The 12,973-nt window shown below is 71.6% G+C and carries 15 protein-coding genes; 2 read left to right on the top strand and 13 right to left on the bottom strand.

Annotated features, from left to right (window positions below; all coding sequences use genetic code 11):
- Nucleotides 1–11 precede the first annotated feature (11 nt).
- Nucleotides 12–1,631: a hypothetical protein gene (locus QI633_RS08310; RefSeq protein WP_282428655.1), complete on the bottom strand. Its 1,620-nt coding sequence runs from the start codon at nt 1,629–1,631 to the stop codon at nt 12–14.
- Between the two features lie 46 nt (nt 1,632–1,677).
- Nucleotides 1,678–2,127 (bottom strand): TadE/TadG family type IV pilus assembly protein, encoded by a 450-nt coding sequence (locus tag QI633_RS08305; RefSeq protein ID WP_141799597.1) that lies wholly within the window; start codon nt 2,125–2,127, stop codon nt 1,678–1,680.
- Nucleotides 2,128–2,482: 355 nt separating this feature from the next.
- Here QI633_RS08305 and QI633_RS08300 point away from each other — a divergent pair, with 355 nt between their 5' ends.
- Together QI633_RS08300 and QI633_RS08295 are read left to right on the top strand one after the other, a co-directional pair.
- On the top strand, nt 2,483–2,992 hold the full coding sequence (locus QI633_RS08300; protein WP_141799598.1) for a TadE family protein: 510 nt from the start codon (nt 2,483–2,485) through the stop codon (nt 2,990–2,992).
- Nucleotides 2,989–4,266: a pilus assembly protein TadG-related protein gene (locus QI633_RS08295; RefSeq protein WP_282428654.1), complete on the top strand. Its 1,278-nt coding sequence runs from the start codon at nt 2,989–2,991 to the stop codon at nt 4,264–4,266. Before QI633_RS08300 ends, QI633_RS08295 begins: the two co-directional genes overlap by 4 nt.
- 24 nt (nt 4,267–4,290) lie before the next feature.
- Here QI633_RS08295 and QI633_RS08290 read toward each other — a convergent pair whose 3' ends face one another.
- The 11 genes from QI633_RS08290 to QI633_RS08240 all read right to left on the bottom strand — a co-directional run bounded on the left by QI633_RS08290 (nt 4,291) and on the right by QI633_RS08240 (nt 12,935).
- Nucleotides 4,291–4,599, bottom strand: coding sequence for a DUF2469 domain-containing protein (locus QI633_RS08290; RefSeq protein WP_141799600.1), 309 nt, complete (start codon nt 4,597–4,599; stop codon nt 4,291–4,293).
- A 10-nt stretch (nt 4,600–4,609) separates the two neighbouring features.
- A complete protein-coding gene (locus QI633_RS08285) occupies nt 4,610–5,287 on the bottom strand; it encodes a ribonuclease HII (RefSeq protein ID WP_141799601.1) in 678 nt (225 codons plus the stop codon).
- An 18-nt stretch (nt 5,288–5,305) separates the two neighbouring features.
- Complete coding sequence (gene lepB, locus QI633_RS08280; protein WP_260806088.1) at nt 5,306–6,178, bottom strand: signal peptidase I; 873 nt, start codon at nt 6,176–6,178, stop codon at nt 5,306–5,308.
- Nucleotides 6,179–6,271: 93 nt separating this feature from the next.
- A complete protein-coding gene (gene rplS, locus QI633_RS08275) occupies nt 6,272–6,634 on the bottom strand; it encodes a 50S ribosomal protein L19 (protein ID WP_141799602.1) in 363 nt (120 codons plus the stop codon).
- Between the two features lie 169 nt (nt 6,635–6,803).
- Nucleotides 6,804–7,955: a tRNA (guanosine(37)-N1)-methyltransferase TrmD gene (trmD, locus tag QI633_RS08270; RefSeq protein WP_282428653.1), complete on the bottom strand. Its 1,152-nt coding sequence runs from the start codon at nt 7,953–7,955 to the stop codon at nt 6,804–6,806.
- The gene (gene rimM, locus QI633_RS08265; RefSeq protein WP_282428652.1) at nt 7,952–8,500 is read right to left on the bottom strand and encodes a ribosome maturation factor RimM; all 549 of its coding nucleotides are present in this window, start codon (nt 8,498–8,500) and stop codon (nt 7,952–7,954) included. Before rimM ends, trmD begins: the two co-directional genes overlap by 4 nt.
- Before the next feature lie 65 nt (nt 8,501–8,565).
- Entirely contained in the window at nt 8,566–8,805 is a 240-nt protein-coding gene (locus QI633_RS08260; RefSeq protein WP_141799604.1) for an RNA-binding protein, read from the bottom strand.
- Between the two features lie 4 nt (nt 8,806–8,809).
- Nucleotides 8,810–9,319 carry a 30S ribosomal protein S16 gene (gene rpsP, locus QI633_RS08255; protein WP_282428651.1) on the bottom strand — a complete coding sequence of 170 codons (510 nt, stop codon included), beginning with the start codon at nt 9,317–9,319 and terminating at the stop codon, nt 8,810–8,812.
- A gap of 171 nt (nt 9,320–9,490) precedes the next feature.
- Complete coding sequence (locus tag QI633_RS08250) at nt 9,491–10,372, bottom strand: hypothetical protein (protein WP_282428650.1); 882 nt, start codon at nt 10,370–10,372, stop codon at nt 9,491–9,493.
- Entirely contained in the window at nt 10,369–11,070 is a 702-nt protein-coding gene (locus QI633_RS08245; protein ID WP_282428649.1) for a hypothetical protein, read from the bottom strand. The genes QI633_RS08250 and QI633_RS08245 overlap by 4 nt, the downstream gene beginning before the upstream one ends.
- Nucleotides 11,067–12,935: a S8 family serine peptidase gene (locus tag QI633_RS08240; RefSeq protein ID WP_141799607.1), complete on the bottom strand. Its 1,869-nt coding sequence runs from the start codon at nt 12,933–12,935 to the stop codon at nt 11,067–11,069. The genes QI633_RS08245 and QI633_RS08240 overlap by 4 nt, the downstream gene beginning before the upstream one ends.
- Nucleotides 12,936–12,973 lie beyond the last annotated feature (38 nt).

Raw genomic sequence — 12,973 nt, 5'->3', positions numbered from 1 at the left:
CAGGAGGGACGTCATCCCACCAGCTGCGGGATACCGCAGTCCGCCTTCTTCTTCGCGTAGACCTCGGCGCCCGCGACGTTGATGCCCAGCGCCTTGAGCAGCGGGGTCAGCAGGACGTTGTCGAGGGCCGCCACCAGCGGGTTGACGACCAGGGAGAGCAGGGGCGTCACGACCGCTCCCAGGAGCCCGCCGACGGGCAGGATCCCGAGCACGTTCAGGTGCGTGTCCTGGTTGAGATAGGGGACGCCGAGCGAGTCCGTGCCGAACTCGACCGGGGCCGAGCCGTCGTAGTTCTCGAGGTCGACGGTGGCCGACTTGGTCTCGGTCGCGGCGGGCGCCGGCGTGCTGTAGAGCCGGATGTAGCCGTCCACGAGCTTGACCAGGCCCAGCAGCGCCTTGACCGAGAGGTTGTTCCTGTTGGCCGGGTCGCCGACGGTGACCTCCAGGCTGACCAGGCCACTGGTCGTCACGAAGTCGAGGATCTTCTTGTCGGTGAGGCACCGCACGTCGTCGAGGCTCACGTCCGCCGGGGTCAGCTTGAGCGTCAGCGTGATCGGCGCGGAGATCGACACCAGCCCGAGGTCGAGGTTGGCCAGGTTGCCGCGCAGGTTGACCTCCACCTGGTTGGAATGGCCCTTGGTCTCCACGGACTTGGCACGACCGCAGTACTGGATGGGCTTCTGCCCGATCTTCACGCTGCCGGTGAGCGTCGACAGCCCCACCACGTTGACGTTGAGGTTGGGCACCAGGATCGCGTTGGAGCCGTTGGCGACGAAGGCGGCCGTCGAGACCAGGTCGAAGACGTTCACCGTCGCGTCGAGGGCGGCCGAACTGGTGGTGTCGAGGCCGACGATGTCGGCCACGTTGACGATGATGTCCTTCGCGGCGACGGTGGCCAGCTTCTGCAGGAGCGCGACCTGCGCCGCATGACCGCCCTGGTTCTGGAGCACCTGCGCCATGGCCAGGTAGAAGGTGCCGAGGGAGACGCTCGCATCGACGAAGTCGTCGAAGCCACCGGCGATGAGGCCCGTGTTCACCAGATCGAGCAGCTTGATGTCCGCCGCGGCGAGGCCCTGGGCGTCGAGCACGTTCAGCCCGACGTCGGTGCCCAACGCCTTGACCAGCGGGCCGAGGATGGTGCCGTCGCCGAGCCTGATCCGGGCGGCGTAGGTGCCGACCGTGAAGCAGGCGCCCTTCTCGACCGAGGTGACCGCCGACCGGGTCGCGTCGCCCTTGGACCGCCCGGTCATCCCACCGAAGCTGAACTTCGTCGACGAGTGCGCCAGCACCCGGACCGCGCTCGGCGACTCGGCGTCGTCAGCGGGCTGGCTGAAGGCGACGAAGTCACCAGCGGCGTCGACCTTGCCGACCTTCCAGGTCACGTCGGCATCCGCACCGAAGCTGTCCCTGTTGCGCGCGAGCGAGGCATTGACGGCGTCCGAGATCACGCCGTTGGTCATCAGTGTCTTCAGCGTCCTGCCGTCGAGCTGCCACGCGACGTCCATCGCGACGACGTCGGCCACCGCCTGCATGTCGCGACGCACCACCCGCTGCTGGCCCAGGTCGACGGCGAACGCGGCCGACACCAGCAGGACGACGGACATCAGTACCGCGACCAGGACCGCCGTCACTCCACGCTCGTCGGGGCACGCCCGAGCGCGACTCCCGCGGGCCACGTCAGCTCACCCTCGCCACGGCGGTGTAGTGCAGGGTGTCGGGCAGGACCAGCCCGAAGCCCGGGATCAGCGTGTCGTACGCGATGACCACCTTCACCCGCGCGCACCGCTTCGACGTCTCGCCGGGGCAGTTCTCGAAGGTCACCGAGCACCCGTCCACGCCCGTCTTGCACTTCTGTCGCTGCGCGGCGAGCGCGTCCTTGACCGCGGCGAGTCCCGCGTCACGCTTGCTGTCCTCGCTGCCGATCCTGACCGCGGCCGCGCGCGCCCCCTCGGAGGCGGCCTGGCTCACCGACTGCCGCACGCTCAACATGTCGCCGTAGTTGATGATGCCGAACACGATGAGCATCAGCGGGAACAGGATCAGCGCGAACTCGACCGAGGCCGCGCCCCTGTCGCCCGTACGTCGACGGCGCGGCAGAGCACCCGTCCCTCCCACACAGCGCCTCATCGGCCGGCCTCCCCGGATCGCTCCCATGACGCCCCCGAGCGGCGTTGCGCACACAGTAGTGGCGCGACGAACGACCGGGGAACGGATCCCGGGGCATTCCACTCGGACGACGAGGGCGGGATAGCCCGTTGGGACTAGGACCCCGTGGTCCCTGCCGCCCGGGACGATGGTCCCCACGGACACCACCCGTTCAGGAGCCGCCCATGGTGCGCCGGCGTCACGCGGGTCCCTGTCGGTCGGCCCGACTTCGGCGCCGAGGGCAAAAGGCGTCCGTTCGGGCTTCGCTCACGCGCGGCCGGTGCCGACAATCTAACCGGGAGTTCGGTCGGCTCGGGCCGTCGAGGGGGAGGCAGGAATGGCTCTGGGACGACGACGTGTGCGTCGCACCGGTGCGACCGGTGAGGCGCGCGGTGCGGCGGCGCTCGAGTTCGCGCTCGTCGGCGGCCTGCTGGTGATGATCGTCTTCGGGATCCTCCAGTACGGCCTGTACTTCGACGACTCCCTGAACGCCAACCAGGGGGTCCGGGAGACCGCCCGGATGTCGGTGGTGGGCAAGAACTCCCCCGGCTGCGGTACGACGACCGGTTGGCCCGGCATCGCGTGCACCGTCGAGAAGATGGTCGACCGGGCGCCGGCGGACACCTACGTGAAGATCTCCGCGCCCGACGGCTGGGCACGGGGGAACCTCCTGCAGGTCTGCGTCCTGGTGCGCTCGCGCGGTGACTTCGGGATGCTGCCGATGCCCAACGGCGGCTACGTGCGCGCGAGCCTGCGGATGTCGATCGAGGAGGACACGACCAAGCCCACGGGCACCGGATCGGCCGAGTCGGTGCCGACGGGTCAGAGCTGGTCGTGGTGCTCGTGACCGGCCCTCGGCGCGCCCTGCGGCGACGCTCGGACGACGAGCGGGGCGCCGTCGCGGTGCTCGTCGCCCTGATCGCCGTCGTGCTGCTGATGGCAGCCTCCCTCGTGATCGACCTGGGCCTGGCCCGGGACGTGCGCGGTCAGGCCCAGAACGCGGCGGACGCCTCGGCCCTGGCGGCCGGCAACGTGCTCTACGACGCGAAGGGCGTGGCCCAGCCGGCGCTGGCGACAGCCGCGGCCCAGGACTATGCGGCCGCCAACTTCAGGGTCGCGGCCGCGGCCTGGGCCGGGTGCAAGGATCCGGGCCACCTGGCGTACGCCCCCACCTCGCAGTGCATCTCCTTCGACGACGCGGACCGGCCGAGCCGGGTCCGGGTGCGGGTGCCGCAGCGCAGCGTGAAGACGGCGCTCGCCGGGCTGATGGGGGTCAGCGAGCTCCACATCGGCGCCGTAGCGACCTCGAACATCGACCCGGGCGTGGTGTTCAAGTGCTCGTTGTGCGTGCTCGGGGAGGGCCCCCACACCCTGGGCAACGGCGATGCGACCGTCACCGCGAGCAGCGTGCACTTCAACGGCAGCGTGTCGACCGGGCCGAACGGCCACGTCGAGGCGATCGGCGACGGCAACGAGATCACCGTGGAGACCAGCGCCACCGGAAACTACTCCCCCGCGGCCGAAACCGTGGACACGAAGATGGGCGACCCGCTCGGGGGCTGGGCCATGCCGGCGCCGTACGGCACGGCGAGGACCGACCCCTGTACCGACGGCCCCGGCGTCTACGGCGACGCGACCCTGGGCAACAAGGACGACTGCACCCTCGCACCGGGCCTCTACGTCCTCACCGGCACCTGGAGCATGGGCAACAAGACCGTGCTCAAGGGCGTCGGCGTCACCCTCTACGCCGTGTGCGGGACCCCCACGGCACCGACGCGCTGCGCCCAGGGCCAGGCGGGCGGGGCCTTCGACGCGACCAACAGCAACGGCGTGAACCTGACCGCGGGCGCGCCCGGCTTCGGGGACCTGGCGATCGTCTACGACCGCAACAACACCCGGGTCCTCAACATCCAGGGCAACGGCGAGACCACTATCACCGGCACGATCTACGCACTGAGCTCGCTGCTGTACGCGAACGGCAACTCGGGCAACCAGGTCAACAGCGGCTCGATCGTCGTCAATGACCTCTACATGAACGGCCAGAACTCGCACCTGGTCGTCACCAACGGCATCGACCGCGAGTGGCGCGTCCCGCCGAGCGGCCTGCACCTGAGCGACTGAACGGCCGGACGGGTCGAGCGCCGGCTACGGCTTCGGCAGCTCCAGGTCGGAGGTCGCCAGCTCCTCGACGTTGACGTCCTTGAAGGTGAGCACCTTGACGTTCTTGGCGAAGCGCGCCGGGCGGTACATGTCCCAGACCCAGGCGTCGGCGATGGTGACCTCGAAGAACACGTCGCCGCCCTCGGAGCGGGCCTTCACGTCGACCGAGTTGCACAGGTAGAACCGGCGGTCGGTCTCGACGACGTACTTGAAGATGCCGACGACGTCGCGGTACTCCCGGTAGAGGTTCAGCTCCTGCTCGGTCTCGTACTTCTCGAGCTCCTCGGCACTCACGAGGGCGACTCTAGCCCTCTCCCCCAGGCAGCGGCTCGAGTCCTGCCGCGCGTCGCACGTTGACGAACCGCATCCGGTGGATCGGCGAGGGCCCGTGCTCCTCGAGGGCGGCCGTGTGGGTGGCGGTGATGTAGCCCTTGTGCGTCTTGAAGTCGTACGCCGGCCAGTCCCGGTCGAGGTCGAGCATGATCCGGTCCCGGGTGACCTTCGCGAGCACCGACGCCGCCGCGACGCACGCGGCCACCCGGTCGCCCTTCCAGACGGCGAGGCCGGGTACGCCGAGGCCGTCGACCGGGAAGCCGTCGGTCAGCACGTACGACGCCGGCAGGTCCAGCTTGGCGACGGCCTGCCGCAGTGCCTGGACGTTGGCGACGTGCATCCCGAGGCGGTCGCACTCGTCGTGCGGGATCACCACGACCGACCAGGACAGTGCCCGGCGCACGATCTGGTCGTAGCAGCGCTCCCGGGCGGCGGCCGTGAGCAGCTTGGAGTCCGCGAGGCCGGGGACGATCCCGGCCTTGCCGGCGGGCAGGATCGCCGCACCCGCGACGAGCGGGCCGGCGCAGGCCCCGCGGCCGGCCTCGTCGACGCCGGCGACCGGCTCGAAGCCGTGCCGGCGCAGGGCCCGCTCGTAGCCGTAGATGCCGGCGTCGCGTCGTACCGTCGCGCCCCTGGGCAGCGAGGACATGCCGGGTGCTCCCTCCGATCAGGTACCGGGGACGGTGTCGGCCTTCTCCGCCTTGTCCAGCAGGTCGGCCGGTGGATTGTCGGGGATGCCGTCGAAGACCTCCGGGCGACTGATCCAGCGCCAGCGGTCACGAGGCCAGATCAGCGTGAAGACCTTGCCCACGACGAGGTCGGTGTCGACCCACGGGCTCTGGGTGCAGGGGTCCTCGCTGGGGCTGCACAGGTGCGCACGGGAGTCGGCGGAGTGGCCGCGGTTGTCACCGAGGACGAGCAGCTTGCCCTTCGGGATCGGGCCGATGATCCAGTCGCAGGGCCGGGACAGGCCGGTCTCGCGCTCGCTGACGAAGTCGTCGATCTCGGCGTTGCACTGTCCCGGGTCGGGTCCGAGGTAGGCGGACTCGTCGATGGCCTTGCCGTTGACCTTGATCCGGCCCTTCTCGTCACAGCACTCGACGACGTCGCCCTCGGTGCCGATGACCCGCTTCACGAGGTGGCCGCCGGTCGGGTAGAGGCCGACCTTGGACAGCAGGTTCGCGACCCCGGTCGGGCCCTGGCTGTCGGCGGGCCCGAGCCACTCGCCGGGATCCTGGAAGACGACGACGTCGCCGCGCTTCGGCGTACGGCCGAACCAGTAGGAGACCTTCTGGACCAGGATCCGGTCGTTCTTGACCAGGCCGGGCTCCATCGACTCCGAGGGGATGTAGAAGGCCTGGACGAACAGTGCCTTGATCACGATCGCCAGGCCCAGCGCGACCGCGAGCAGCAGGATGCTCTCCTGCCACACCGGCAGGTGCTTGCGCTGGCCGGAGGAGGACCGGGAGCCCGCCTGGTCGGTCGCCTTCGGGTCGGGGACCTGGGCGGCGGAGTCCGCGGCGGAGTCATCGGTCGTCACGAGAGTCGAGTCTAGGAGCACGCCCCACGCAGGACGCACGAAGGCCCGACCGTGTCCGGTCGGGCCTTCGTGGTAGCGCTGATCGGGGTCTCGTCAGACCTCGCGGCGCTCCTTGATCTTGGCCTTCTTGCCGGTGAGGTTGCGCAGGTAGTAGAGCTTCGCGCGACGGACGTCACCGCGGGTGACGACCTCGATGGTCTCGAAGATCGGCGAGTGGAGCGGGAAGGTCCGCTCGACACCGACGCCGAAGGAGACCTTGCGGACGGTGAAGGTACGGCCGATGCCGGAGCCGTGGACGCGGATCACGACGCCCTGGAACACCTGGACACGGGAGCGGTTGCCCTCGATGACCTTGACGTGGACCTTGACGGTGTCACCGGCGCGGAACGCCGGGACGTCGGCACGCTTGGCGGCGTTGCCGAGGTCGGTGACCACGGCGGGGGTGGGGTTGCTCATGATTCTCCTCGCGAATGCACACAGGTCAGCCGCGGTGGTGGTGGGATGCGGATCGGAGCGTCACGATCGGCGATTCCCCTGTGGCAGAAGCGTCCGTGACACCGACCAGCAATCCTCCCACAGCAGGCGGCGGCCGCCCAAAATGGCGCTCAGCGGTGCTCAGCGGTGCTCAGCGGCGCTTGGTGAGCGTGACCGTGTGCGGCGGGCCGGGCAGGTCGCCGCGCAGCCGGAACCCCGCCTTCTTGTACAGCCGCTGGTTGCGGGCGCTCGCCGCCCCGGTGAACAGGACGTACGACGTCACGCCGGCCGGCGCCACCGCCTGGATGTGCTCGAGCAGGATCCGCCCGAGCCCGCTGCCCTGCAGGTCGGGCGCCACCATGACCCGGCCGATGTCCCAGGTGTGGTCGTCCTCCAGCCGGCCGCGCACGGCGCCGACCAGCCGGCCGGCGCGTCGTACGACCCAGGTGTCCCACTCCCCCAGCCAGGCGCGCACGTCGTCGAGCGACTCCTGCAGGGCCGGGATGTCGAGGGTGTCGTTGGCCTGGGCCTCCTGCAGCCAGCAGGCGCGCTGCAGGGTGAGGATCTCGCCCGCGTCGCCGGGGGTGGCCCGCACGATCGGCGTCCCGTCGTCGAGCACGGAGGGCGCCAGCAGGTCGGGACGGCGCTCGGCGGTGCGTCGTACGGCCTGCTCGTGGCGCCAGGCCGCGACCTTGCCGTGGTCGCCGGAGAGCAGGACGGCGGGGACCTCGTGGCCGCGCCACTGTGGCGGCTTGGTGTAGGCGGGGTACTCCAGCAGCCCGCCCTCGGCGTGGGACTCCTCGACCAGCGACGCCGCGTTGCCCATGAAGCCCGGCAGCAGGCGGACGACGGCCTCGGTGATCGCCAGCGCCGCGACCTCGCCGCCGTTGAGGACGTAGTCGCCGAGGCTGATCTCGCGGACCTCGGCCACCTCGCGCGCGTGGTCGATGACCCGCTGGTCGATGCCCTCGTAGCGCCCGCACGCGAAGACCAGGCGCTCGCGGGTGGCGAGCTGCTCGGCCAGGCGCTGGTCGAACGGCTCGCCGGAGGGTGTCGTGAAGACGACGGTCGTGCCCGGGGTGAGCAGCTGGTCGAACGCCTCGCCCCAGGGCTCGGGCTTCATGACCATGCCGGCACCGCCGCCGTAGGGGGTGTCGTCGACCTTGCGGTGCCGGTCGTGGGTCCACTGCCGCAGGTCGTGGACGCCGACGTCCAGCAGCCCGCTCGCGGACGCCTTGCCCGGCAGCGAGAGCTCCAGGGGAGCGAAGAAGTCGGGGAAGATGGTGAGGTAGTCGAGCCTCACTCGTCGTCCTCCGGGAACGGCGTGACCAGACCGGGCCGGTCGGCGATGACCACGCGGCCACCGGCGAGGTCGACCTCGGGCACCAGTGCGCTGACGAAGGGCACCAGCGCCTCGCGGCGGTCGGCGGTCCTGATCCGGAGCAGGTCCTGGGCGCCATGGGTCAGGCCGACCACCTCGCCGAGCGGGGTGCCCTCGAGGTCGACCGCGGCCAGGCCCACGAGCTGGTGGTCGTAGAACTCCTCGGGATCCTCCGGCCGCTCGTCGACGGGTACGACGGCCCGCAGCACCACGCCGCGCGCCGCCTCCGCGGCGGTGCGGTCGGGCAGCTCGGCGAAGCTCGCGAGCAGCACGCCCTGGTGCCAGCGGGTGCGGCTCACGGTGAGGGTGCGGGCGGCGAACGCCGAGCCGCGCGGCGCCTCGACCTGGAGCACCGCACCGTCGGCGTACCGGCGCTCCGGCTCGTCGGTGCGGACGTCGACGGTCACCTCACCCCGGATGCCGTGCGGCTTGCCGATGCGGCCGACGACGACCTCGATGCTCTCCACGCGCCCATTGTCCCGGAAATGCGAGCAGCCCCGCACATCGGTGCGGGGCTGCTCGGATGAGACGGTCAGCGGCGGTCGGTGTCGACGAAGTCGATCCGGGTGCTGCTGTTGCCGGCGATCGCGGAGATCACCGTGCGGAACGCGGTCGCGGTGCGACCGCTGCGACCGATCACCTTGCCGAGGTCGTCGGGGTGGACCCGGACCTCGAGCACGGCGCCACGGCGCAGCTGCTTGTCGCGCACGACCACGTCGTCGGGGTGGTCGACCACTCCGCGGACGAGGTGCTCCAGCGCGTCAGCCAGCATCGGCTCAGGCCTCGGGGGTCTCGGCCGGGGCGTCGGTGGTCTCCTCGGCAGCCGCCTCGGCGGGCGCCTCCTCGACCTTGTCCTCGACCTTGTCCTCGACCTTGTCCTCGACCTTGTCAGCCTTCTTCTCGGCCTTCTTCTTGGCGGTGGTCGCCGAAGCCTTGGGCTCGCTGGCGGCCTCCTTGAGGGCCTCGTTGAAGATCTCGAGCTTGTCGCGCTTGGGCTCCTTGACCTTGAGGGTGCCCTCGGCGCCGTCGATGCCCTTGAACTTCTGCCAGTCACCGGTGATCTCGAGGATCCGGGCGACGGCCTCGGACGGCTGCGCGCCGACGCCGAGCCAGTACTGCGCCCGCTCGGAGACGACGTCGATGTACGACGGGTCCTCCTTGGGGTGGTACTTGCCGATCTCCTCGATCACCGCGCCGTCGCGCTTCTTGCGCGAGTCGACGATGACGATGCGGTACTGCGGGACCCGGACCTTGCCCAGGCGCTTCAGACGAATCTTGACGGCCACGTTTGTGGTGTCTCCTTGAGAACTGGTGGTGGGTGAGCCAGGGACGACCAGGTGGGGACACCGGTGCCCGGGCTCGGACGGGTTCTGCCACCTCCGGTTGAGAGGGACCGGACGTCGCAGAACTCAGTCGGACAGTCTGCCAGACGCCCGACCTGCCGGACGAATCCAGCCTCACCCCAGGGTGGGGTCGCCCGCAAGGTGCTCGGCAAGGGCGGTCGCGATGGCCCGGTCGGCGGTGTCGAAGCAGCTGTAGGCCGGCGAGGTGTTCACCTCCCAGCAGTACCAACGCCCGTCCTCGCCGAAGCGCAGGTCGATCCCGGCGAGCTCGAGCCCCAGCGCGGCGGTCAGGGCGCGGCAGCGCTCGGCGACGGCGTCCGGCAGGTCGGCGGGCTCGAGGCCGAAGCCGCCGTACCGGTAGTCCACGGCCTCGGTGCGGACCCGGCTGGCGAACAGCCGCTGCCCCACGGCGTGCACGCGGTGCTCCGCGCCGGGCACGAACCGCTGCAGCTGGGTCGGGCACCAGCGCACCGCCGAGAGGTCGTCGCCGGGTCCGAGGGTGCGCACGATGCTGCGGGTGCCGCTGACCGACTTCACGATCGCCCGGCCGTGGTCGGCGACGAAGGCGGCGGCGTCCGCCGGGTCGGTGGTCAGCAACGTCTCGGGTACGGCGAAGCCCGCCGCGGCGATGACCCGCGACTGCCGTGGCTTCGAGTGGTTGCTGAGTCCCGCGGAGGGCCGGTTGACCACCCGCACGGACGCCGGTGCGCACTCGGCCCACTCGCGCAGGTGGACCGCGAGCCGGGTGAGCCGGGCGCGCTCGGCCGGGTCGACGGCGTCGCCGAGGTCGTAGGGCCGCAGGTAGATCCCCCGCACCTCCTCGACCCGGACCTCGCGCCCGGCCACCACCAGCACCAGCCCGTCCTCGGTGCGCTCGACCGCGACGTCGGCGCAGGCTGCCTGGTCGACGAACACGTACGGCGTCCCGCGGTCCGCCAGCATCCGGCGGACGTCGTCCAGCGGGCTGTCGGTGCGCAACCCGTGCAGCACGATCACGACACCGCCTCCGCCCCGAGCACCCGACCGACCTCGGCGCGGATCGCCGCGCGGACCGGCACGGTGCGCGCCAGCGGTGCCGGCAGCACCGCGTGCAGCCACGGGAGCGCCGCGCCGCCACCGAGGTCGAGGACCGCGCTCAGCAGCGGGACCGCGCGGGTCGTCGCCATCCGGGCCAGGCGGCGTCGTACCTCACCGCTGGGGGCGGGGCCGTCGCCCGCGACCCGGAACACCTCGCCGGCCACGACGGTGACGACGACGGGCGCGACCGGCTCGTCGCCTCGGGTCACCGGCAGGCCCGCCGACCTTCCCCACTCGGACGTCGGCAGGCACGGTCCGGCGAGGCCGGCGTGCGAGGGCGCGACCAGGCAGCGCGCACCGAGCGTGTCCAGCCAGTGCCCGAGGAAGGCGGTCATCTCGCCGGCGACGTAGGTCCGGTGCTCCTCGGCGATCCAGGTCAGGTCTCCGGCCTCGACCCCGGCGAGCAGGGAGACCACGCAGCGCACCCGGTCGTCGGTGAACGGCTCGCCGTCCGCGATCCCCCGGCCCACGGCCGGCCCGGTCCCGCAGGACGGGCCGGCCGCGAGTGACCAGCCGGGCAGCGACAGGTCCGCCGGGGTGAGCAGGCGTGCGCCGGCCCACCCCGCGACCAGGGCCGCGGCCCCGGGGTCCCGCTCGGAGGCGAGGACCAGGATCACGACGCCCCGTCGGCGTGGGCGCCGTTGAGTGCGGCCTCGACGACCTCGCCGTTCACGTCGGGCCGGTCCTCGGACCGGACGAACGGCGCGCCGAGGCTGCCGACCACGCGCTCGATCCGGTCGAGGCGCCGGATGACCTCCTCGAGGCCCTCCCGCTCGTCGATGAGCGGGTTGACGACCAGGTCCCCGGGGTCGAGGTGGTCGACCTCGCGGCCCGCGCGCTTGTAGATGTCGATCTCGCGGATCTCCTTGAACCTCTTCTCGAGCACGTCGTCGCGCAGGTGCTTGACGAGGTCGTCCTCGAAGTGGAACCTCTTCACGATCCGGCCGGCCGCCACCAGGGCGTCGTACACGTTGATCCGTCCGTAGCCCATCTGGTCGTTCCAGGTGCCGTTCGGGTGGCCCGAGACATTGGCGTAGGGCACGGTGCCGGTCTTGTCGGCCGTGGTCTCGATGATCCGGCGGACCCGCACGTTGCTGAGCGTGGAGTTCCGCGACCGGATCAGGGCGGCGAGCGCGGCCACGTGCGGCGTGGCGGCGGAGGTGCCGTTGAAGGTGCCCGTGTAGTCGGTGGCTGTGTAGCCGTTGGCACCGAGCCGGTCGGTCGTCGGGATCCGGACTCCGGGGGCGACGACGGACATCTGCGGTCCGTAGTTGGAGCCCCACGGCTCGCCGTCGGGGCTGGCCGGCGACTTGCGGCCGTCGACCTGGTCACTGGCACCGACCGCGATCACGAGGGGGTTGGTCGCGGGGTAGGTGATGCCGTTGGCTGTGTTCTGGTTGTGGGTGGCGACGCAGAGCACCATGTCGGCGTTGAACGCCTCCTGGATCGCCGGGTCGATGATCGCGTGGCTCCACGCGTTCCAGCCGAAGCTCATCGACACCACCTGCGCGCCCTGCATCCGGGCGTAGCGCAGGCCGGCCGCGACCTCGGTGTCGGTCCACCGCGAGAACGCGATCGGCAGCAGGCGGCAGCCGCCCGCGAGTCCGGCGACGCCGACCCCGTTGCCGATCCGGGCGCCGACGATCCCGGCGCAGGCCGTGCCGTGGTTGCCGGTCGGGGCGCCGGTGCCGGACATGGTGCCGAGGTTGATGCCGTTGTGCAGGAACCCGCCGACGAGGTCCGGGTGGCCGAGCTCGACGCCCTCGTCGAGGATCGCCACGGTCACCGCCGACGAGCCCGTGGTGAGGTCCCACCCGGTGGTGCCGGGCCCGCCGGCGCGGATCTGGCGCAGGTTCCACTGGCTGGGGTACATCGGGTCGTTGGGGTTGTGCGCGACCGGCACCCGCGCGGGCACCCACTCCAGGCGGACCTCGACCGCGCGCCCCAGCGCCTCGGCGATCCGCTCAGGGAGGTCGTACGCCGGGCTGGCGGCCGGGTCGGTCACGGCGAAGTAGTCGTGGTCGCCGAGCAGCGCCGAGCGCACCTCGTCGCGCTGCAGCCCGAGCGCGGTGACCCTCGCGAGGTCCTCCGGGTCGGCGACGTCGGCGTGCAGCAGCACCACCGCGTCGGCGGCGGGCGCGAGCTCCTCGGCGCCGGCACCGAAGTCGGCCGTGTAGACCGGCGACGACCAGGCGACGCTGCCACTTGCGGTGGCCGCGGCGACCGCGTCGCCGTCGACCTCGGACCCGTCGGCAGTGCGGGCGAAGACGAAGTCCGGGCCCTCGTTGGCGGGCTGCTTGGTCGCGTCGTCGGCGGCCGCCGGACCTGCGGCGCCGTCGCGGACCAGGCCGAGGGCGTCGAGGACGTCGGTCCGGCCCGCGGCGGCGGGACCACCGGCGCGGGGTGAGAGCAGCACGCGGTCGGGCAGGGGGGTGAGCTCCACACCGGAGGGGTGCGTGAGGTGCTCGGGGTAGCGGTGCATGGTGGGCTCCTTCGAGAGGGGGCGCGACCGGGTGGTCG

The organism is Nocardioides sp. QY071, assembly GCF_029961765.1.
Classification (GTDB): domain Bacteria; phylum Actinomycetota; class Actinomycetes; order Propionibacteriales; family Nocardioidaceae; genus Nocardioides.
The sequence above is the reverse complement of the archived record's forward strand: the minus strand, read 5'-3'. Positions and strand labels throughout refer to the sequence as shown.

Bases quoted from the DNA above. Each gene is read 5' to 3' on its own strand.
- rplS (WP_141799602.1), bottom strand. From the start codon at position 6,634: ATGAGCAACCCCACCCCCGCCGTGGTCACCGACCTCGGCAACGCCGCC.
- QI633_RS08285 (WP_141799601.1), bottom strand. From the start codon at position 5,287: ATGTCCTCGCTGCCCAGGGGCGCGACGGTACGACGCGACGCCGGCATC.
- QI633_RS08300 (WP_141799598.1), top strand. From the start codon at position 2,483: ATGGCTCTGGGACGACGACGTGTGCGTCGCACCGGTGCGACCGGTGAG.
- QI633_RS08240 (WP_141799607.1), bottom strand. From the start codon at position 12,935: ATGCACCGCTACCCCGAGCACCTCACGCACCCCTCCGGTGTGGAGCTC.
- QI633_RS08305 (WP_141799597.1), bottom strand. From the start codon at position 2,127: ATGAGGCGCTGTGTGGGAGGGACGGGTGCTCTGCCGCGCCGTCGACGT.
- QI633_RS08260 (WP_141799604.1), bottom strand. From the start codon at position 8,805: ATGCTGGCTGACGCGCTGGAGCACCTCGTCCGCGGAGTGGTCGACCAC.